This window comes from Colwellia sp. TT2012 (assembly GCF_001440345.1).
Lineage (GTDB): Bacteria > Pseudomonadota > Gammaproteobacteria > Enterobacterales > Alteromonadaceae > Colwellia.
On sequence record NZ_LJYX01000009.1, the window covers coordinates 96535 to 117944 of the forward strand.

18 protein-coding genes and 3 tRNA genes are annotated in these 21410 nt (G+C 38.8%); 10 read left to right on the forward strand and 11 right to left on the reverse strand.

The features are described 5' to 3' along the window. Positions 1 to 98: 98 nt before the first annotated feature. From thrS to ASU03_RS06585, 5 genes are all read left to right on the forward strand, one after another. A complete protein-coding gene (gene thrS, locus ASU03_RS06565; protein WP_057831087.1) occupies positions 99 to 2012 on the forward strand; it encodes a threonine--tRNA ligase in 1914 nt (637 codons plus the stop codon). A gap of 120 nt (positions 2013 to 2132) precedes the next feature. Then, positions 2133 to 2690 carry a translation initiation factor IF-3 gene (infC, locus tag ASU03_RS06570; RefSeq protein ID WP_057831088.1) on the forward strand — a complete coding sequence of 186 codons (558 nt, stop codon included), beginning with the start codon at positions 2133 to 2135 and terminating at the stop codon, positions 2688 to 2690. 190 nt (positions 2691 to 2880) lie between these two features. Beyond that, positions 2881 to 3075, forward strand: coding sequence for a 50S ribosomal protein L35 (rpmI, locus tag ASU03_RS06575; protein WP_019029135.1), 195 nt, complete (start codon positions 2881 to 2883; stop codon positions 3073 to 3075). Between the two features lie 16 nt (positions 3076 to 3091). Next, a complete protein-coding gene (gene rplT / locus ASU03_RS06580; RefSeq protein ID WP_057831089.1) occupies positions 3092 to 3451 on the forward strand; it encodes a 50S ribosomal protein L20 in 360 nt (119 codons plus the stop codon). Between the two features lie 216 nt (positions 3452 to 3667). After that, positions 3668 to 4771: a phosphoribosylaminoimidazolesuccinocarboxamide synthase gene (locus tag ASU03_RS06585; RefSeq protein WP_057831090.1), complete on the forward strand. Its 1104-nt coding sequence runs from the start codon at positions 3668 to 3670 to the stop codon at positions 4769 to 4771. 60 nt (positions 4772 to 4831) lie between these two features. Here ASU03_RS06585 and ASU03_RS06590 read toward each other — a convergent pair whose 3' ends face one another. Together ASU03_RS06590 and ASU03_RS06595 are read right to left on the reverse strand one after the other, a co-directional pair. Beyond that, positions 4832 to 5689 carry a hypothetical protein gene (locus ASU03_RS06590; RefSeq protein ID WP_057831091.1) on the reverse strand — a complete coding sequence of 286 codons (858 nt, stop codon included), beginning with the start codon at positions 5687 to 5689 and terminating at the stop codon, positions 4832 to 4834. A gap of 100 nt (positions 5690 to 5789) precedes the next feature. Next, positions 5790 to 6824 (reverse strand): Leu/Phe/Val dehydrogenase, encoded by a 1035-nt coding sequence (locus tag ASU03_RS06595; RefSeq protein WP_057831092.1) that lies wholly within the window; start codon positions 6822 to 6824, stop codon positions 5790 to 5792. 231 nt (positions 6825 to 7055) lie between these two features. On the opposite strand from ASU03_RS06595, the gene ASU03_RS06600 reads away from it, so the two are divergent. After that, entirely contained in the window at positions 7056 to 7463 is a 408-nt protein-coding gene (locus ASU03_RS06600; protein ID WP_057180764.1) for a DUF4826 family protein, read from the forward strand. 264 nt (positions 7464 to 7727) lie between these two features. Here the strand turns inward: ASU03_RS06600 and purB are convergent, their stop codons facing one another. From purB to ASU03_RS06630, 5 genes are all read right to left on the reverse strand, one after another. Then, entirely contained in the window at positions 7728 to 9098 is a 1371-nt protein-coding gene (gene purB / locus ASU03_RS06610) for an adenylosuccinate lyase (protein ID WP_057831094.1), read from the reverse strand. A gap of 88 nt (positions 9099 to 9186) precedes the next feature. Next, complete coding sequence (hflD, locus tag ASU03_RS06615; protein WP_057831095.1) at positions 9187 to 9819, reverse strand: high frequency lysogenization protein HflD; 633 nt, start codon at positions 9817 to 9819, stop codon at positions 9187 to 9189. Between the two features lie 45 nt (positions 9820 to 9864). Beyond that, a complete protein-coding gene (gene mnmA, locus ASU03_RS06620; RefSeq protein ID WP_057831096.1) occupies positions 9865 to 11007 on the reverse strand; it encodes a tRNA 2-thiouridine(34) synthase MnmA in 1143 nt (380 codons plus the stop codon). Between the two features lie 115 nt (positions 11008 to 11122). After that, positions 11123 to 11614 carry an NUDIX hydrolase gene (locus ASU03_RS06625; protein WP_231731511.1) on the reverse strand — a complete coding sequence of 164 codons (492 nt, stop codon included), beginning with the start codon at positions 11612 to 11614 and terminating at the stop codon, positions 11123 to 11125. Further along, positions 11604 to 12209, reverse strand: a complete 606-nt coding sequence (locus ASU03_RS06630; RefSeq protein ID WP_057831098.1) for a pseudouridine synthase — start codon at positions 12207 to 12209, stop codon at positions 11604 to 11606. Before ASU03_RS06630 ends, ASU03_RS06625 begins: the two co-directional genes overlap by 11 nt. A 179-nt stretch (positions 12210 to 12388) precedes the next feature. Here ASU03_RS06630 and ASU03_RS06635 point away from each other — a divergent pair, with 179 nt between their 5' ends. Both ASU03_RS06635 and icd read left to right on the forward strand, forming a co-directional pair. Beyond that, positions 12389 to 14620: an NADP-dependent isocitrate dehydrogenase gene (locus ASU03_RS06635; protein WP_057831099.1), complete on the forward strand. Its 2232-nt coding sequence runs from the start codon at positions 12389 to 12391 to the stop codon at positions 14618 to 14620. Positions 14621 to 14873: 253 nt separating this feature from the next. Continuing rightward, positions 14874 to 16124 (forward strand): NADP-dependent isocitrate dehydrogenase, encoded by a 1251-nt coding sequence (icd, locus tag ASU03_RS06640; protein ID WP_057831100.1) that lies wholly within the window; start codon positions 14874 to 14876, stop codon positions 16122 to 16124. Between the two features lie 75 nt (positions 16125 to 16199). Here icd and cspD read toward each other — a convergent pair whose 3' ends face one another. After that, positions 16200 to 16418 carry a cold shock domain-containing protein CspD gene (cspD, locus tag ASU03_RS06645; protein ID WP_057831101.1) on the reverse strand — a complete coding sequence of 73 codons (219 nt, stop codon included), beginning with the start codon at positions 16416 to 16418 and terminating at the stop codon, positions 16200 to 16202. A 253-nt stretch (positions 16419 to 16671) separates the two neighbouring features. On the opposite strand from cspD, the gene clpS reads away from it, so the two are divergent. Next, on the forward strand, positions 16672 to 16992 hold the full coding sequence (gene clpS, locus ASU03_RS06650) for an ATP-dependent Clp protease adapter ClpS (protein WP_057831102.1): 321 nt from the start codon (positions 16672 to 16674) through the stop codon (positions 16990 to 16992). Between the two features lie 19 nt (positions 16993 to 17011). Next, positions 17012 to 19267, forward strand: coding sequence for an ATP-dependent Clp protease ATP-binding subunit ClpA (gene clpA / locus ASU03_RS06655; protein WP_057831103.1), 2256 nt, complete (start codon positions 17012 to 17014; stop codon positions 19265 to 19267). Between the two features lie 1074 nt (positions 19268 to 20341). Here the strand turns inward: clpA and ASU03_RS06660 are convergent. From ASU03_RS06660 to ASU03_RS06670, 3 genes are all read right to left on the reverse strand, one after another. Then, positions 20342 to 20417: transfer RNA gene (locus ASU03_RS06660), tRNA-Asn, on the reverse strand. 104 nt (positions 20418 to 20521) lie between these two features. Further along, positions 20522 to 20597 (reverse strand) — tRNA-Asn (locus ASU03_RS06665). Positions 20598 to 20699: 102 nt separating this feature from the next. Beyond that, a tRNA-Asn gene (locus ASU03_RS06670) sits at positions 20700 to 20775 on the reverse strand. Positions 20776 to 21410: the final 635 nt, after the last annotated feature.

Below are 21410 nucleotides of genomic sequence, written 5' to 3' on the forward strand. Positions count from 1 at the left end.
GCACATATAAGTTATGCCTTTGTCATGGCTTAATCATTTAAATACACTATTAAAATTCAAGCGACGCTTTGTGTGCGCCGCCACTGATAAGGAAACACATGCCTGTAATTACTCTCCCTGATGGTTCAACTCGTTCATTTGATAATAGCGTCTCTGTAATGGACGTCGCGCTTGATATCGGCCCAGGTCTTGCTAAAGCGACCATTGCTGGCCGTATCAATGGTGAATTAGTTGATGCGTGTGAATTGATAACAGAAGATGCGTCCTTACAAATTATCACCAGTAAAGATAGCGAAGGTTTAGAAATTATTCGTCACTCTTGTGCACATTTATTAGGGCATGCTATTAAGCAACTATGGCCAGATACGAAAATGGCGATTGGTCCTACTATCGACAATGGTTTTTATTATGATGTCGATTTAGAGCACACCATTACTACAGATGATTTGCTTAAACTTGAAAAGCGTATGACTGAACTTGCCCGTACTAATTATCAAGTGGTGAAAAAAGTGGGGTCGTGGCAAACCGCTCGTGATGCCTTTGCTGAGCGCGGCGAGAGTTACAAAATTGAAATTTTAGATGAAAATATCTCTCAAGATGATATGCCTGCTTTGTATCATCATGAAGAATATATAGATATGTGTCGAGGCCCACATGTGCCGAGCATGCGTCACTGTCATCACTTTAAATTAATGAAGCTCGCCGGTGCTTATTGGCGTGGCAATAGCGACAATAAAATGTTGCAGCGTGTCTACGGCACAGCATGGGCAGATAAAAAGCAACTTAAAGCCTATATCGTGCGTTTAGCGGAAGCGGAAAAACGTGATCACCGTAAAATTGGTAAAGCCTTAGACTTATTTCATTGGCAAGAAGAAGCGCCGGGCATGGTGTTTTGGCATAATGATGGTTGGGTTATTTATACTGAGTTAGAGAAGTTTATGCGTGAGAAATTACGCGAGTACGATTATGACGAAGTAAAAGCGCCGATGATGATGGACAGAAGTTTGTGGGAAAAGTCCGGTCATTGGGAAAAATATAAAGATGGTATGTTTACCACTACCTCTGAAAAGCGTGAATACGCGATTAAACCAATGAATTGTCCAGGTCATGTACAAATCTTTAACCAAGGTTTAAAATCATACCGCGATTTACCTTTACGTATTGCCGAGTTTGGTTGTTGTCATCGTAATGAGCCTTCAGGCTCGTTACACGGTTTAATGCGCGTACGTGGTTTCACTCAAGATGATGCCCATATTTTCTGTATGGAATCGCAAGTTCAAGACGAAGTGAAAAAGTGTATCGAGATGGTTTACGATATTTATGGTTCATTTGGTTTTAAAGATATTATTGTTAAATTATCAACACGTCCAGAAAGTCGTATTGGTAGTGATGAGATTTGGGATAAAGCGGAAGCGGGCTTAGCAAAAGCATTAACCGACAGTAATATTGAATTTGAATACTTACCCGGTGAAGGTGCTTTTTACGGTCCTAAAATTGAATTTACTTTAATGGACTGTTTAGGACGAGCTTGGCAATGTGGTACTGTGCAACTTGATTTTGCTTTGCCAGAGCGTTTAGGTGCCACTTATGTTGGTGAAGACAACGAAAGATATACTCCGGTGATGATTCATCGAGCCATTTTAGGTTCATTAGAGCGCTTTATTGGTATTTTAATTGAAGAGTATTCGGGTAAATTCCCAACATGGTTATCACCCACTCAAGCCATAATTATGAATATTACCGATAAACAAGGTGATTATTGTAAAGAAATCGTTAAAAAACTGAAAGAAAATGGCTTTAGAGCAAAACAAGACTTGAGAAATGAGAAGATAGGCTTTAAAATCCGCGAACATACTTTGAAGCGTATTCCTTATTTGTTGGTTATTGGTGACAAAGAAATGGAATCCGGCGAAATTTCCGTTCGGACTCGAAGTGGTGAAGATTTAGGGAAAATGTCTGTTGATGACTTTATCGCTAAGTTATCTGATGAAGTGAAAACGCGTCAGTCATAGTTAAAGCAGCGATAAATTTTAAACGGATAGTAAAAACATAAACTAGTCTGCCTTTTTTGTAATTAGACATTAAAAGGCAGAGATTTAATAAACAGCTAAATAAGAGTTCTTTGGAGGAACATGGCTATTAAAGGTGGACAACGAGGCGGGCGTAAAGAGCCAGCTCATCGTTTAAATGAGTTAATTACAGATATCTCAGGCAATGAAGTTCGTTTAATTAAATTTGACGGAGAAGCCGGTGGCATCGTTACATTAAATGAAGCAATGGACCAAGCATATGATGCTGGTGTAGATCTTGTTGAAATTAGCCCTACTGCTAAGCCACCCGTTTGTCGTGTGATGGATTACGGCAAGTTTATCTATGAAAAAGCTAAAGAGCAGAAAGAACAACGTAAAAATCAGAAACAAATTCAGGTTAAGGAAATTAAATTCCGTCCTGGTACAGATGAAGGCGATTATCAGGTAAAACTACGCAACCTGAAACGCTTTTTAGAAGGCGGCGATAAGGTCAAGGTTACATTACGTTTCCGTGGCCGTGAAATGGCCCACCAACAACTCGGTTTAGATTTGTTAACTCGTGTTAAAAACGATTTAGCTGAGCTTACTGTGCTTGAGTTCTTCCCGCGTCGTGCGGAAGGGCGTCAAATGGTGATGGTCTTAGCCCCTAAAAATAGATAAAACTTGGTTTGACAAGTAATAGGAGATTTTCGGATTTTCTATTCACCAACTTTATCTTTACGCTGGTAGTAAAGGCTTGCAAGTAAAGTGACCGACTTTAGTTAACTAAAGAAAATCACTTTCGCCCTCGCTACTTAATATTTGGCATATACCACTTCTTCTAGAAGGGTATAAATGCGGAGTTATTCACATGCCTAAAATGAAAACCAATAAAGGTGCTGCAAAGCGCTTTAAAAAAACAGCCAATGGCTACAAGTTCAAACAAGCTGGCCTTCGTCATATCCTGACTAAGCGTCGTACTAAAGTTAAGCGTCATCTTCGTGCTAAAAGCATGATCGCCGCAGCTGACATTAAGTCAGTTAAAAAACTTTTACGTCACGGTTAATTAGGAGATATAGAAAATGGCTAGAGTAAAACGTGGTGTACAAGCTCGTGCACGTCACAAAAAAGTTCTAAAGCAAGCTAAAGGTTATTACGGTGCACGTAGTCGTGTTTATCGTGTTGCTTTCCAAGCAGTAACTAAAGCAGGTCAATACGCTTACCGCGATCGTCGTCAACGTAAACGTCAATTCCGTCAACTTTGGATTGCTCGTATTAACGCAGCAGCTCGTATAAATGGTTTATCTTACAGCAAATTCATTAATGGTCTTAAAAAGGCTGCTATTGAAATTGATCGTAAGATCCTAGCTGACATCGCAGTATACGATAAAGTAGCATTCACTTTCTTAGTTGAAAAAGCGCAAGCTTCTTTAGCTGCTTAAGCAGAAGAATGTAAGCTTAACTAATGTTTAGTTAAGCTTGAAAAAAGGACGCTTTATAGCGTCCTTTTTACTTTTAAGCGATTACGATTTAACTAAAATATACTTATGGTAAAATTGCTTGGTTATGGATAAGAGTGATGAATAAAAGTTATTTTAGTTAAGTGGTAGTTTTTTTAAAAAGCTGAAAATATTTGTGAATATATAAGAGAATTAATTATGAACCTAGCTGATAAAGTTTTAGCCGTTAATAACGACTTGCCAATCCGTACGGATGCTCCAGTACACAGTGGTAAAGTACGCTCTGTTTATTGGTTAACTGAAGCTGATAGCAAGCGCCTTATTAAAGAGAAAGGCTATGATGTCCCGAGTGATACAGCTTTAGCTATTATGGTGATCAGCGATCGAATTTCAGCTTTTGATTGCATTTGGACGGGTAAAGATGGCATGCGCGGCGTACCCGGTAAAGGTGCGGCCTTGAATGCCATTTCAAATCATTGGTTTAAGCTGTTTAAAGCGCAAGGACTTGCCGATAGTCATATTTTAGATATACCTCATCCCTTTGTCTGGATTGTACAAAAAGCTAAACCGGTCATGATTGAAGCCATTTGTCGTCAGTATATTACCGGCTCTATGTGGCGCAGTTATGTTAAAGGCGAACGTGAATTTTGTGGCATTGAGCTTGCTGATGGCTTAGTAAAAGATAGTAAGCTAACCAAACTGCTACAAACCCCTTCAACCAAGGGCGTATTGCAAGGCATACCCGGTGTGCCAGCGGTTGATGATGTTAATATAACGCGTAAAAATATCGAAGATAATTTTGCCGCCTTTAATTTTAAGTCGGTTGATGATATAGCCTTATATGAAAAACTACTTACCGAAGGTTTTGATGTTATTTCCACGGCGTTAGCTAACATAGACCAAGTCTTTGTCGATACTAAGTTTGAATTTGGTTATGTGAAAGATATTGATGGTAATGATAAATTGATTTATATGGATGAAGTAGGCACACCAGACTCATCACGTATATGGGATGGTGCACAATACCGCGCGGGTAACGTCGTCGAAAACTCCAAAGAAGGTTTCCGTCAGTGGTTATTGAATCACTTTGCAGATGCAGATGTTTTACTCAATAAAGATCGTATGAACGAGCGTTTAGCACTTGCTGCGGATAATGAATTACCAGTAGATGTCTTAATGCACGTTTCTAAAACATATATAGATATTGCTGAGAAAATTACCGGTGAAAAAATTATCTTATCTGATAACCCAAAAGCAGAAATAATTACAATATTACGTGAGCAATATCAGTTGATTGATTAGTTTTTCATTTAAAAAATACTTACTCAAGAAAATAAAACCCAGCTTGTCGCTGGGTTTTTGTTATTTATCACTGGGCCAAGATAAACTAAACTTGGCCAATTCTGTTTGTTTATTATTAGGGTTCTCTAATTTGATTACTCTTGAATTTTTAAATTTACTTAAAGGAAAAGCATATTGGGTTAATTGATGTTTTTGCATATAATTATCATACGCGCCGGAATCATAAAGGCGTTGTAAGCCTAAAGTTAACCTGTTGGCTAACTGTTTATTATTATTTTTGACAAAAAAATGCATGGTAAGTGGGTATTGAATAATTAAGTCTTGATAAAAGATAAGGTTTGGAAAACTGCTATGAACTAGGTCAAGTTCAGCTTGGCCTTCAAAAATACTTAAGGGTAAATAATCACAACGCTTTAACTCGACCATATGTAACATAGCATCGAAGTAGCCAACACGTGCTACAGCAAGACCAGCATGCTCTAATATATCTGCATCTGGCCAGTGTAGACCCTGGCAAGCAATTAACTTAGTTAAATCTTCGACGGAATGATAAGCTGAAAACTTATTTTTGTCTTGTTGACGTATTATCATACCGCGCCAACCTAAACCGCCACGGAATAAAGGAAAAGCTACCTTATGAAGGTTAGACTGACGAATATCTGAATTACCAGCCCAGACAACATCGTAAAAAGCACCTAATGCTAATAACTTTAACATTCGCTCTTGGCCAGGGTAGGGTACTGTTTGCAAAACCGCGTAACCATACTCATCTGCCGTTTCAATTAAGGCAAGGCGGAGTAAGCCGGTAAAATAATCGTGACTGGCATCATCAGGTTTTTGTTTTCCCGTTGTTGTTACTGTTGTTATAGCAAAACAATGGGCTGAAACAAGTAACAACAAAATGAGCAAAGCTTTCATTGCTATCCCCTATGAATGGCTTGTAGCAATTATAGTGTAGCCTTGATTACTTTGTTGATTACTTTGTTGATTACTTGGATGTAGCTTGAAAAACTAACAGCTATTTACCACCATTTTTAATTATTTTTCGGGCCATTTCATCAGCAATAATACCGGTAGGTCTATTTTGTGCATCCGCCTTAGCATAAATATCTAATAGGGTATGATAGATTTCTTTAACTTTTAGAGTCGATTTTTTAGCATCGTAATCCTCTTCAAAGGAGACATTGATGATACCACCGGCATTAATAACATAATCAGGTGCGTATAATATGCCATGGTCTACTAAAGCTTGGTCATGGCGCGGCTCGGCTAATTGATTATTTGCACAACCAGCAACAATTACGGCTTTTAAACGGCTGATGGTTTCATCATTAATGGTAGCTCCTAATGCACAAGGGGCGTATATATCGACATCTTGATCATAAATTTCATCTAAACCAACCACCTTGGCATTAAACTGAGTTGCGGCAATATCTAAAGCCGCTTGATTGATATCCGTGATGACAAGTTTTGCCCCAGCATTATGGAGGTGTTCGCATAAAAGATAGCCAACGCTGCCTAGGCCTTGTACGGCAACTTTGAGGCCAGTTAAATCATCACGATTAAGTTTATGTTTGACCGACGCTTTGATGCCGAGGAAAGTTCCGTGGGCGGTAAAGGGAGCCGGGTTACCACTTTTCCCTTCAGTGCCGGTGACAAAAGGGGTGACGGTATTAGCAATAGCAATATCACTTGTGGTGATATTGACATCTTCTGCACTTAAGTAACGGCCATTTAGGTTATTTAATGCTGCACCAAAGGCTTTAAATAGCGCTTCTGATTTAAGTGTTTTTGCATCACCAATAATGACCGACTTACCACCGCCCATACTTAAGCCCGCTAAAGCATTTTTATAAGTCATGCCTTTAGATAGTCTTAAAACATCAATGAGAGCCTCTTCATCACTAGCATAATCCCACATTCTACAGCCGCCGACGGCAGCACCAAGTTTAGTGCTATGGATGGCAATAATTGCCTTTAGTCCACTTGCTTTATCGCTGCAATAAACAACTTGTTCGTGATCGTCAAAATCAGGTAAATCAAATAAAGCCATCTTTTTATCTCCATTTTTTCTTGCTAGAAAAGGCAATTTAAATGTGTTGTAATGTTTTAACCGAACCATAGCACCTAGAAAATAGCCAAGCTAGTCACGAGTAACATTAAGTATTTAATATTAGGATGCTAGCTGTAAGCGAAAAGCTACAACTGCACATTATTGGTGACCTACTTGCCCCCGGCTATAAATCAATAATCCAAGATGAATTTGAATAAGTAGAGGGATAAAATGAACGAAGCAGTAAAGATGACAGAAGAGCAACAGCAGCAATGGATAAGAGAGCAATATCAAACAGCCACTAAGTATCTAGCGGAGAAAGGTATTGTCACCAATAGCGTTAAAACGGAAGATAGCCGTTACTTAGTGCCTTTGTTAGCACTGTGGAAATTAACCTCCCTTGAAGGGAAAAGCTATTGGGTCTTATGTGGTGATTTACCAAGTGATCACAGCAGTGCTGAGATTGCCACTAATGCACGTGATGCCTTGAGACATTTCTCGCTAAAATGGCAAATGCAGGCAGAAAATCTTTTACAAGCAAAAAGTGAAGAGCAGCATGACTTTGCTCAGTTATTAATTGGCCGCGCCGATGGCTTGTATAAATTGTATGAAGATGAGTCTCTGTGGCAAGCTAAATAGTTATAACATCAAAGAAAAAACATTAATGATTTAGGTAGCACTTGCCTTTTTCTGCCGGGACGGCGGCCTTAGTGATCGCGCATGCCATCCGTTGTTTTGGCATGCCAGCCACCATATAAACTGAGCCAATCGGGTAAAAATCATGTTGAGTAAAGTAATATACTTTCTCTAATAGATTGGAAATAAATACTTCCTTGAGCATGGGGCTAGAAGCAAAAAAGAAGGCATAGCGCCTTCTTTTTAATGTCAGTGCTTAAAAATAACTTATTTTAGCTCATCAATAAAAGCAACGGCACGGCCAATATAGCTAGCCGGAGTCATTTCACATAACTGCGCTTTAGCTTGATCTGGTAAATCAAGCGTCATAATAAATTTACGCATTGAATCGCCATTGACACGTTTGCCGCGTGTTAATTCTTTTAGTTTTTCATAAGGCTTTTCAATGCCGTAACGACGCATTACTGTTTGTACTGGCTCAGCCAATACTTCCCAGTTATTGTCTAATTCTGCGGCTAGATTTGCTTCGTTAACTTGTAACTTGCTAATACCTTTTAGGGTTGCGCCGTAAGCGATCATCGCATGGGCAAAACCAACGCCTAGGTTACGTAACACTGTTGAGTCAGTTAGGTCACGTTGCCAACGAGAAATAGGTAATTTCTGTGCTAGGTGAGTGAAAAGTGCATTAGCAATACCTAGGTTACCTTCTGAGTTTTCAAAATCAATCGGGTTAACTTTATGTGGCATGGTTGATGAGCCAATTTCACCGGCAATAGTTCTTTGCTTGAAGTGACCTAGAGCGATGTAACCCCAGATATCACGATCAAAATCGATTAAAATGGTATTAAAACGAGCGATAGCATCAAATAGCTCAGCAATATAGTCATGTGGCTCAATTTGGGTAGTAAACGGGTTGAATGATAAACCTAATGAGGTAACAAATTCATTAGCGTATTCATGCCAGTCAATGTCAGGGTAAGCGCTAAGGTGAGCATTGTAATTACCTACGGCGCCGTTAATTTTACCTAACAACTCCACCTTGGCGATTTGCTCACGTTGACGCTGTAAACGTACATATACGTTAGCCATTTCTTTACCTAGGGTGCTTGGCGAAGCAGGTTGTCCGTGAGTACGACACATCATAGGTATAGTTTTGTATTCAACCGCTAGCCCTTTGATAGCAGCTAGAATTTTGTCCATTTCTGGTAATAATACTTTTTCACGACAGTCATTCAACATTAAACCATGGGATAAGTTGTTGATGTCTTCAGAGGTACAAGCAAAGTGAATAAATTCAGTGACTGCATGCAATTCAGCATTATCAGCAATTTTGTCTTTTAAGAAGTATTCAACCGCTTTAACATCATGATTGGTTATCGCTTCAATTTTTTTAATGCTTAACGCATCTTCTTCACTGAAGTCAGTGATAATGGCATTTAAAGCAGCATTCGCTTCGGTGGAAAATGCTGGAACTTCAACAATAGCACTTGTTTCAGCAAGCTTTTGTAACCAACGTACTTCTACGGTTACGCGGTATTTAATTAGGCCAAATTCACTAAAAATAGGGCGTAATGATTTTACTTTGCTGCCATAACGACCATCTACTGGTGATATTGCACTTAATGCTGAAAGTTCCATAATCTTTTCCTAGGTTATATGTAGGTTATATTAATATGCTCTGTAACTAAGCTGTTAAGTTACAGAGCTAAATAGAGGGTGATTTTTATCAAATTCTGTTGAGTAAGCCTTTAGCGGTATCAACTATTTTTTTACGACTAAATAATATATGACGTCTTTTACCGCCCGTTTGTCGCCATAAGACTGCCGCACGTATACCGGCTAACAATAACGCTCGAATTTTATATTGATTTGCGCTTTGCTTTAAAATACTGGGCTCGCCAGTGACCTGAATTTTATGACCTAAGGGACTAATAATATCACTATAAATACTGGCAAAACTAGCAATTAAGGTCTCGCTTGTTATTGCATAATGGGCAAGCTGTCGCTCAGTTGCATTGATACGTTCACCCAAGGCATTGAGCTGTTTAGGTTGTTTAGCAAGGCGTCTTTCTAAGTTTATTAAGCTAATGATATAGCGAGTAAACTCAGGATCTTTTTGTTTGCTAGCACTGGTTGTCTCTTTATCACTGCCTAGATGCTGAATTAACAACTCTAGACCCTTTTTAATATTACTGAGTTTGCCACCGTAAACCGCTAAGGTATTATCGGGGGAGGTTTCTATAATACTTTGCAGTAACACACGGAATTCTTCATCCGTGATATGACCAGAGCGTGAGACTTGTTGTACTTGATAAGCAACTTGGCAAATAGCGGCAAAAGTAATGGTTTGATCTTTCATTTTATCTCTAGTTTTTGGCTTATATTGGCTTAAACGATGTTAATTTTAACGAATGAGGGTATCAATAATACCACCACCTAAACAGACATCACCTTGATAAAATACCACCGATTGCCCAGGGGTAACTGAGCTTTGTTTTTCATTAAAATCAATTTGGTATTCTTGCTTTTCTACACTAACATTTACGTCACTCGTTAAAGGGGTTACCGTACAAGAGACATCTTCTTGGCGATAACGCGTTTTAACGGTACATTGGATACTGTTACTGAGTGCTTTTCTATCAACCCAGTGTAATTGATTTGCTATGACACCTTTAGAAAATAGGCGAGGGTGGTTGTGACCTTGACCAACAATTAAAACATTACGTAATAAATCTTTTTCAACCACGTACCAAGGTGCTTCACCTGCATCAGCTAAACCGCCGATACGTAAGCCTTTTCGTTGACCTAGGGTATGATACATAAGGCCGTCGTGATGGCCGATAGCAACGCCTTCGGCTGATTCAATAATGCCTGGTTTTGCCGGTAGATATTGACCAAGAAAATCTTTGAATTTACGCTCACCGATAAAACAAATACCCGTGCTATCTTTTTTATTATGGGTAACTAAGCCAGCCTTTTCGGCGATAGCGCGTACTTTCGGTTTTTCAATATGGCCGACCGGAAACAAGGTTTTAGATAATTGCTTTTCGTCTAAAGTGTAAAGAAAGTAACTTTGATCTTTATTACTATCGAGGCCTCGTATCATCTTCCAGCCATTATCACGAAACTCACGTTGCACGTAATGGCCAGTGGCAATATAGTCGGCGCCTAAATCTTCACAAGCAAACTCTAAAAAAGCTTTAAATTTTATTTCTTTATTACACATGATATCGGGATTAGGGGTACGTCCGGCTTTATATTCAGCAAGAAAATACTCAAATACATTATCCCAATATTCGGTAGCAAAATTGATGGTGTGTAATTTAATATCTAGTTTGTCACAAATAGCTTGGGCATCTTCTAAGTCTTGAGCAGCAGCACAATACTCATCAGTATCATCTTCTTCCCAGTTTTTCATAAACAAACCTTCTACTTGATAACCTTGCTCCTTAAGCAAGTAAGCAGAGACCGATGAGTCGACACCACCAGACATACCGACAATGACTTTTGTTTGCTCTGGGGCTTTATTATTTGTAGCTGTTAACATGTTTGTTTGACCAATAGACTTTAAAAATTAAGCGTACTAACTATCTATAACTAAAAATAAGTGTACTAAAATAAGAGGCGCAAAATTATAACACGCACAACTAACAGGATATAGATTAAAGATTAGATTTTAGTTGTGATAAGGGGATTTTATTACCCGCTAAGTAATCTTCAATGCACTCTAATACCATGGAACTACGCAATTGCAGACCTTTTGCTTTTATTTGCTCAAGGGTAAGCCAATGAGTGGCTATTATTTCGCTATCTTGTGGCTGGCCGGTTAAATATTGATCCAATTCGATGACAAAACAAAAACGTAAAAAATACAGTTGCAGATCTGGTCGATGAAAATAATAAATGCCGCACAGATAATCAGGCGTTAATGTTAAGCCCGTTTCTTCAAGTATTTCTCTTTTTATGGCGGTTGTAAGGCTCTCATTCGCCTCTAAGTGCCCAGCAGGCTGATTAAAAACGACTTGGTTATTTTCATACTCTTCAACAAATAAGAATTTACCTTGGTGATGAATAACCGCGGCAACTGTGGTATTGGGCTTAAATTGGCTTGAGCCGTGCTCATTGCTCGTTGATATATCGGCGTTACTCTTCAACTTTAAAATCCCCATTGGCTATATTATCTAAGGTCCAATTGCCAATGCGATATCTAATGAGTCGCAAGGTAGGAAAACCAATGTTTGCCGTCATGCGTCTAACTTGCCTATTACGACCTTCAGTTATGGTGATTTCCAGCCAGGTGGTGGCAATATTGGCACGTTCCCTTATCGGGGGAATACGTGGCCAAATTTTAGGTGCCAGCATAATGGCCACTTTAGCTGGTTTAGTCATACCATCTTTTAATTCAACGCCTTGTCGTAGTTTTACTAAATCTTGCTCTGTTGGCGCACCTTCAACTTGCACCCAATAAGTTTTCTCTGTTTTTTTAACCGGATTGGCTATTTGATGCTGTAACTTACCATCATTGGTTAATAACAATAAACCCTCACTGTCTCTATCAAGTCGTCCTGCTGCATATACATTAGGTATAGTGATAAAATCTTTTAAGGTTTTGCGATTATGCTCATCGGTAAATTGGCATAACACATCAAAGGGTTTATTGAAAAGCACAATTATTCGCTTTTCGCTAAGTGGTCGTACCTTCTGTTGGTTTTTAGCGCTATGTCTTGTATAGCCTTTGCTCTGCTTCATTTTTAGACTAAATATCCTTAAAAATATGTGATGGCTTTCTGCTTGGCTATATTAATACGCTTTGAATTACTATACTATGCGCGCGAAAAATAAATTTTAGCTTGAGTGAATTTTAATTAATTTTTAGTGAATTTTTATACGAACACTCGAGCGTTTAGCTAATTAACGTAGGAATCTCAATGAGCACTGATAACTCAAAAATCATTTATACTATTACCGACGAAGCGCCTGCCTTAGCAACGTATTCTTTATTGCCAATCATTCAAGCTTATACCGCTTCTTCAGGCATTAATGTTGAAACACGTGATATCTCACTAGCGGCTCGTATCTTAGCTAACTTTCCAAAATACTTAACTGAAGAGCAACGTGTTGATGATGCATTGGCTGAGTTAGGTGAATTAGCGAAAAAACCAGAAGCAAATATTATCAAATTGCCAAATGTTTCAGCATCTATTCCCCAGTTAGAATTGGCTATTAAAGAATTACAAACAAAAGGTTTCGACTTACCTAATTACCCGGCTGAGCCACAAAATGAAGCGGAAGAGTCGATTAAGTTAACTTACGCTAAAGTATTAGGCTCAGCGGTTAATCCGGTATTACGTGAAGGTAACTCTGATCGTCGTGCTCCGGCTTCTGTTAAGCAATACGTGCGTAATAACCCTCACTCAATGGGCGTTTGGTCTAGCGAGTCAAAATCTCATGTGGCTCATATGAGCTCAGGTGATTTTTATGGCAGTGAAAAGTCAGTAACACTTGCTGGTGCAACCGAGGTAAATATTGAATTTGTTGCTGAAAACGGTGAGGTGACTTTATTAAAATCAAAGTTGCCATTACTGGATAAAGAAATTATTGATACTTCAGTGATGAGTAAATCTGCATTGGTCGAATTCTTTGAAACGGAAATAAATAAAGCCAAAGAAGAAGATGTTTTACTTTCATTACATTTAAAAGCAACCATGATGAAAGTTTCAGACCCAATCATGTTTGGCCACGCAGTAAAAGTATTCTATAAAGATGTCTTTGCTAAACATGCGGCTACTTTTGAACAGTTAGGTGTTGACGCTGATAACGGTATTGGTGATGTTTACGCTAAAATCGCCCGTTTACCGGCTGAGCAAAAAGCAGAAATTGAAGCAGACATACAAGCTGTTTATGCTACTCGCCCAGAAATAGCCATGGTTGACTCAGATAAAGGCATTACCAACTTACATGTGCCAAGTGATGTCATTATTGATGCGTCAATGCCGGCAGCAATTCGTGCCTCAGGTATGATGTGGGGACCTGATGGAAAGCAAAAAGACACTAAATTTATGATCCCCGACCGTAACTATGCGGGTGTTTTCTCGGCTGTAGTTGATTTTTGTCGTGAAAATGGTGCTTTCGATCCAACAACAATGGGTACAGTACCTAATGTTGGTTTAATGGCGCAAAAAGCGGAAGAATATGGTTCACACGATAAAACGTTCACCATGTCAGGTACCGGTGTTGTTCGTGTTGTAAATGATAAGGGTGAAACACTGCTTGAACAAAATGTTGCTCAAGGTGATATTTTCAGAATGTGTCAGGTTAAAGATGCCCCTATTCAAGACTGGGTTAAATTAGCGGTAACTCGTGCTAGAGCAACGGGAATTCCGACGGTATTTTGGTTAGATGAAGATCGCGGCCATGATGCACAAATGATCAAAAAAGTTAATACTTATTTAGCTGACCATGATACTAGCGGTTTAGATATCCAAATTCTTGAGCCAGTAAAAGCCTGTCAATATACCCTTGCCCGTATTGCTAAAGGTGAAGATGCAATATCTGTTACCGGTAATGTATTACGTGATTATTTAACGGATTTATTTCCAATTCTTGAGCTTGGTACTAGTGCCAAAATGCTTTCGATCGTGCCATTAATGAATGGTGGTGGTTTATTCGAAACGGGTGCTGGTGGCTCTGCACCTAAACATGTACAACAATTCGAAAAAGAAAACCATTTACGTTGGGACTCTTTAGGTGAATTTTTAGCACTTGCTGCCTCACTAGAGCATGTTGCGGTAACGACGGGTAATGCTAAAGCACAAATATTAGCTGATACACTAGATGCAGCCACGGGTAAGTTTTTAGCTACCAACAAATCACCATCACGTAAAGTGGGTGAATTAGATAACCGCGGTAGCCATTTTTACCTTGCCATGTTTTGGGCGCAAGCACTAGCAGAGCAAACAACGGATACTGAGCTTAAAGACAACTTTACCGGTATAGCGCAAGCGCTGACCAAGCAGGAAGAAAAGATTATTGCTGAGTTAAATGCCGTTCAAGGTCCAGCGGTTGATCTCAATGGTTATTATTTTGCGGATACTCAGCTGGTCGAAAAAGCAATGCGTCCTAGTGAGACCTTTAATACTATTTTATCGGCACTGTTATAAAATAGTTAGCAAAATTTAGGGTAAACAAAGAGTTAAGCTGCTTACCAAGCGTACCGAAATAAAAAGCTAAGTAGTAATACTTAGCTTTTTTTTGTTTTTTTTTACCGATATTCCTTATTAGACTTTGGTCTAAAGGCTATTTATTCATTTTAGTGATAACGGATATAATCCAAAAGTGATTAGTGACTTGAACTTTTTTGATTTAGTTTAGTAGTGCAACATTTTCATTCTTGCTTAATGTGGAGCTAACTTTATGACGAATCTAATCACCATTCCAACCGCTGGAGATAAAATAACTTTTATTGACGGTAAGTTAATAGTGCCAAATAATCCGATAATCCCGTTCATCGAAGGCGATGGTATAGGTGTGGATGTGACACCACCTATGTTAAAAGTTGTAAATGCTGCTGTCGCTAAAGCTTACGGTGGCGATAGGAAGATAGTATGGCTGGAAGTCTATGCTGGTGAGAAAGCGACCAAAATGTATGATAGTGAAACGTGGCTGCCAGATGAGACACTTGCCATACTACAGGAATATAAGGTTTCCATAAAAGGACCGCTGACAACACCTGTAGGGGGTGGCATGAGCTCTTTAAATGTCGCCATAAGACAAATGCTTGACCTTTATGTTTGTCAACGTCCAGTACGATGGTTTACCGGTGTGCCAAGCCCGGTAAAAAGACCGGCTGAAGTCGATATGGTTATCTTTAGAGAAAACACTGAAGATATTTATGCCGGTATTGAATTTAAAGCCGGGAGTGATAAGGCTAAAGCCATGATTGAATTTCTGATTAATGAAATGGGCGCTAGTAATATTCGTTTTACTGAAAATTGTGGTATTGGTATAAAGCCAGTATCTAAAGAAGGCACTCAACGTCTGGTCAGACAAGCAATTCAATATGCAATTGATAATGATAAAGATTCGGTAACTCTGGTTCATAAAGGTAATATTATGAAGTTTACCGAGGGCGCGTTTAAAGAATGGGGTTATGAACTGGCGCGAGAAGAATTCGGCGCAAGCTTAATCGATGGTGGTCCTTGGTGCACCCTTATAAACCCTAATACAGGTCGAGATATCATCATTAAAGATGTTATAGCCGATGCTATGTTACAGCAAATATTATTACGACCAGCAGAGTATAGTGTAATTGCTACTTTAAATTTGAATGGTGATTACTTATCAGATGCTCTTGCGGCTCAGGTTGGTGGTATAGGTATTGCTCCCGGGGCAAATTTGGGCGATGAAGTTGCGGTGTTTGAAGCCACTCATGGCACAGCGCCAAAATACGCCGGTAAAAACAAAGTAAACCCTGGCTCAGTGATTCTTTCCGCTGAAATGATGTTAAGACATATGGGCTGGCTTGATGCGGCTGATCTACTCCTTAAAGGGATGTCGGGAGCCATTAAAGCGAAAACAGTAACATACGATTTTGAGCGATTGATGGATGATGCCACTTTAGTTTCTTGTTCAGCATTTGGTGATTGTATTATTGAACATATGTAGCTGAAGGCTGTAAGAGAATAAAAAAACACAGCTAAATAGCTGTGTTTTTTTATGTTACTTTAGCGCTAAGGCTTTTTATTCTATTTCGTCTTCAGCTAATTTAATGCTAGCTGCGTGGAGACCTTTAGCGCCTTCATTTAGTTCGTAATTGACGTCTTGTCCGGCTTTTAATGTTCGATACCCATCCATGTCGATTGTTGAATAGTGCGCGAAAATATCTTCTCCACCACTATCTGGACGAATAAAGCCAAAACCTTTTGCATTATTAAACCATTTAACTGTACCGTGTGCCATACTTCAACTTCCTTCTATATCCTTTAGTATTTAATTATGTTTAACTTATCCTTGCAGCGTATATCCCAGAGGGATAAGCAAAGGATAAATTAGTGCATAGACCACAAACTAAGCGACTACATATTAGTCACCTATAGAATCGTAGATAAGTTATGGAATTTGTCAAGTTAAAAAGATGTTTTATTACCGTTTTTTAGGCTTAATTCCACAAAAAGTTACAGCAAAAGTGAAAAGCAGAGACTAAGATAAATATATGAGCAACAGGAAAGAGTTATTTGATACCCAAACCATTGTTGAAGAGGCAGTTAAAGAGCAAATAGAAGAACCGGCTAAATACCATGTTTTTTTACTTAATGATGACTATACCCCGATGGACTTTGTTGTAGATGTATTGTGTAATTTTTTTAACAAAACAGCAGAACAAGCAACAGATATTATGTTAACCATTCACAATCAAGGAAAGGGTCTTTGCGGCATATATACTGCAGAGATAGCAGAAACAAAAGTAGAACATGTTGTCCAGTACGCTTTTGAACATCAGCACCCATTAAAGTGTGTGATGAAAAAAGCCTAAAGTAAAAGTTGGAGTAGTTATGCTAAACAAAGACTTAGAAATATCACTTAATTTAGCTTTTCGCCAAGCTAAAGAATCTCGCCACGAATTTATGACAGTAGAACATTTACTGCTGGCATTATTAGATAACCCCTCAGCGATTGAAGCACTTGGAGCTTGCGGTGCTGATTTGGCTAAACTTCGTAAAAGCTTATTAGACTTTATTGGCGAAACAACGCCAATGATCCCTGTAGGGGAAGAAGAACGTGAAACCCAGCCAACGTTAGGATTTCAACGTGTGCTCCAACGAGCTGTTTTTCATGTGCAATCCTCGGGTAAAAATGAAGTCAGTGGCTCGAATGTATTAGTCGCTATTTTCAGCGAACAAGAATCGCAAGCCGCTTATATTTTGAAAAAATCAGATATTAGTCGCCTTGATATTGTTAATTATATCTCTCACGGCATCGCGAAAATTGATGAAAGTTCCACCCAAGCATTCGATGGTGAACCACAAAGTGAAGATGAACCCCGTACTATTGAAAACTTTTCAGTTAACCTTAACGAAGAAGCTCGCAAAGGCAATATAGACCCTTTAATCGGTCGTGATGAGGAGCTTGAACGTACATTACAAGTATTGAGTCGAAGGCGAAAAAATAACCCTCTTTTGGTTGGTGAAGCAGGTGTTGGTAAAACCGCCATTGCTGAAGGTTTAGCCAATATGATTGTCAATAAACAGGTGCCTGAGTTTTTAGCCGATGCGACCATTTACTCTCTTGATATGGGCGCTTTATTAGCCGGTACTAAATACCGTGGCGACTTCGAGAAACGCTTTAAATCTTTATTGAAAGAACTTGAAGCAGAGAAAAATGCGGTACTGTTTATTGATGAAATCCATACTATTATAGGTGCGGGAGCAGCCTCTGGTGGCATGATGGATGCCTCTAATCTGCTCAAACCGCTACTTTCTGCTGGTAAGGTTCGCTGTTTAGGCTCTACTACTTATCAAGAATATCAAAGTATTTTTGAAAAAGATCGCGCATTAGCTCGTCGCTTCCAAAAAATTGATATTAGCGAGCCTAGCGTTGCCGATACCACTAAAATACTGCACGGCCTAAAAGAGAAGTATGAAAACCATCATGGTATTCGTTATACCAATAAAGCGCTACAGGCTGCTGCGGAACTATCTGCTAAATATATTAACGAAAGATTTTTGCCAGACAAGGCCATTGATGTCATTGATGAAGCGGGAGCCAAGCAGCAACTTGTTCCGGCTAATAAGCGGAAAAAAGTCATTGATAATACTGATATTGAAAGCATTGTCGCTAAAATGGCTAGAATTCCTGAAAAATCAGTATCACTCACTGAAAAGGATAGTCTTAAAAATCTTGATCGTGACTTGAAGCTTGTTGTTTTTGGTCAAGACCAAGCTATTAGTGAACTTTCATCCGTTATTCGTTTATCTCGAGCTGGCCTAGGCAGTGAAGAAAAGCCCGTTGGCTCTTTCCTCTTTGCTGGTCCTACTGGAGTGGGGAAGACAGAAGTAACTCAACAATTGGCTAAAATTTTAGGCGTTGAATTGCTCCGTTTTGATATGTCGGAATATATGGAGAAACATGCCGTTAGCCGCCTTATTGGAGCGCCTCCTGGGTACGTTGGTTATGAACAGGGTGGTCTACTTACCGATGCTGTGTTAAAACATCCATATGCCGTTGTCTTGTTAGATGAGATTGAAAAAGCACATGAAGATGTATACAACATTTTGCTACAAGTCATGGACCATGGCACTTTAACGGATAATAATGGTAGAAAAGCTGACTTTAGAAATATTATTTTAGTGTTAACAACCAATGCTGGCGTACAAGAGACCGTGCGTCAATCCATTGGCTTTAAACAACAAGACCACAGTCTTGATGGATTAAGTGAAATTAATAAGATATTTTCACCTGAGTTTAGAAATCGCTTAGATAATATTGTTTGGTTTAATCATTTAGATCACATTGTAATTCAGCAAGTGGTTGATAAATTCATTGTTGAATTACAAGTACAACTGGATGATAAAGGTGTTTCACTTGAATTGAGTAAAGAAGCGAGGCAGTGGTTAGCTGATAATGGCTACGACAAGACTATGGGTGCTAGACCTATGGCTCGCCTGATTCAAGAGCATTTGAAAAAGACATTGGCTAATGAGTTACTCTTTGGTGAGTTAACACAGGGTGGCGTAGCTAAAGTTGATGTTAAAAAAGATAAGCTGGTGTTTAACTACGAAAGTAAAAAGGAATTGATCACCGTAAAATAATAATTCACAGTAATTAATCTAAAGCCCTACAAGGAAACTTCGTAGGGCTTTTTTATGCATGGCAGCTAATAACGAAAAAAACCTGTAGTGTCTGCAATTAAGAGAATACCAATGCGCATAAATATTTAGCCACTATGGCTTGTTAAAATCAACAGTAACTGCGTTACGCTCAATCCTAATATTCGCTATTAATCAATCACGCGTCTTACTAGTGCTAATTATTCCTTCGTAATATAAATCACATATTTAAACAGTATGGTACAAACTAAAATTACAGAGCATTGGCTAATACCATGCATTTTGTCGTTATATAGCCGTTACCATTCAATATGCATGTTTCAGAGTGCTTGAGCAATGTCAATTCAAGGCGCTGTGATGAAATAATGGTTGTTCAGGAGAATATGCTCAGGATAATTGCTCCTGCATTATCTAATAAGGGACTCCTGTACCGTCTGCATTCTCTAATCAGCTCCATCCATGTAGCGTCATTATGAGTTACAGCAACGATGAAGTGATGTTGCTCAACCGCTTCTTCGATGGGTTTAAAATGACTTTATACGCGTTAAATAATCAAACCATATAATGACTATGCTTCAATTATTTACCTTGCCTAAAGCCCTTTTAATTTCCACTGAAATCGAGCACTTTGAATGGTGACGGGTATAGACTTATACCAGGCAAGAAAAACCGCTAATAGCAGTTTTATTGCTTTTATATGACAGTCAACTCTTCATCTAAAGGCCTTAAACCGTAACACATGCCCTTTATTGTCGAGAGTGTAAAGATGTATAGCTCACGCTTACACGGCGATGCTATGAGCTCATATGTTTGCTCTATTAGCTGCTAATAGGTTTTTGGAGGCGAAAATACGGTACCGGTAGGTTGTTAGCTAAATATAGCGGCTAACTCTTCACATAAAGTGATGGGCACTAGTGACAGATGCCCTTTTGTCGTGAAGAGTAGAGTGTTGATAGGACAGTCCTAGGGGATATGTTTTTACGAAATACTGCTATAAGCTATAGGCATTCTTTAGGCGAAAAAAAACCTGCCAGAGCAGGTTTTTTTCATTCTATGTGGCTCCCCAAACTGGGCTCGAACCAGTGACACATGGATTAACAGTCCATCGCTCTACCAACTGAGCTATTGGGGAATAAACTTTTTAACTTCTGTTTATCAATGAAGTTGAAACTTGTTTCTAAGTTAGACTTAGAAAACCAATTAACGATACTTGGTTATTATCGCTAATAGTAAATGTGGCTCCCCAAACTGGGCTCGAACCAGTGACACATGGATTAACAGTCCATCGCTCTACCAACTGAGCTATTGGGGAATAAACTTTTAACTTCTGTTTATCAATGAAGTTGAAACTTGTTTCTAAGTTAGACTTAGAAAACCAATTAACGATACTTGGTTATTATCGCTAATAGTAATGTGGCTCCCCAAACTGGGCTCGAACCAGTGACACATGGATTAACAGTCCATCGCTCTACCAACTGAGCTATTGGGGAATCTCGCGTTAACCTCAGTGGCTAACGGGGCGGAATATTAAAGACCTGTGGCCTAAGTGTCAACACAAAAACAATAAAAATCTAAAAATATATTTGTTTGTTGAAAATGTACTCAGAAGTGTGGCTTTTACAACAGTTTTAGGGTGTTTTTTAAACACGTCGATTATTGAAATACTTTCCATAAGCCAAAGTGGTTAAATAATTTCAATTAATTATAGATTTAGTTATCCACGGTTCCTGTGGATAACTATGTGAGTTAAAGTGTAAAGTAGCATAACAATAACGTTTTGTTTGACTTGGCTCGATGTCAACGTATTTGGTGTTATATAATTTATCTATTTGTTTTCAATGTCTTAGCTGGATTTTGTGCTTTTTTATTAATTTTGGCTGAATTTTGAACAACTAGACCGCTAATCATTTTTACGGGCTGTTGTTTTATTTACTCATTTACTTTAGCGAGCCGCTTATTGTATTTTAAGCTATCGAATTTCAGCTTTAAGACTCAGTAGGGTTATTAAAAATAATTCTTATTGGCGGCTACTTGCTCATAAATCAAAGTTAAACGAATAAATCTACACTAGGTAAAAGTAAGTTAATCTTTTACAATACATCATTGCCTATAATTCACCTTGTCT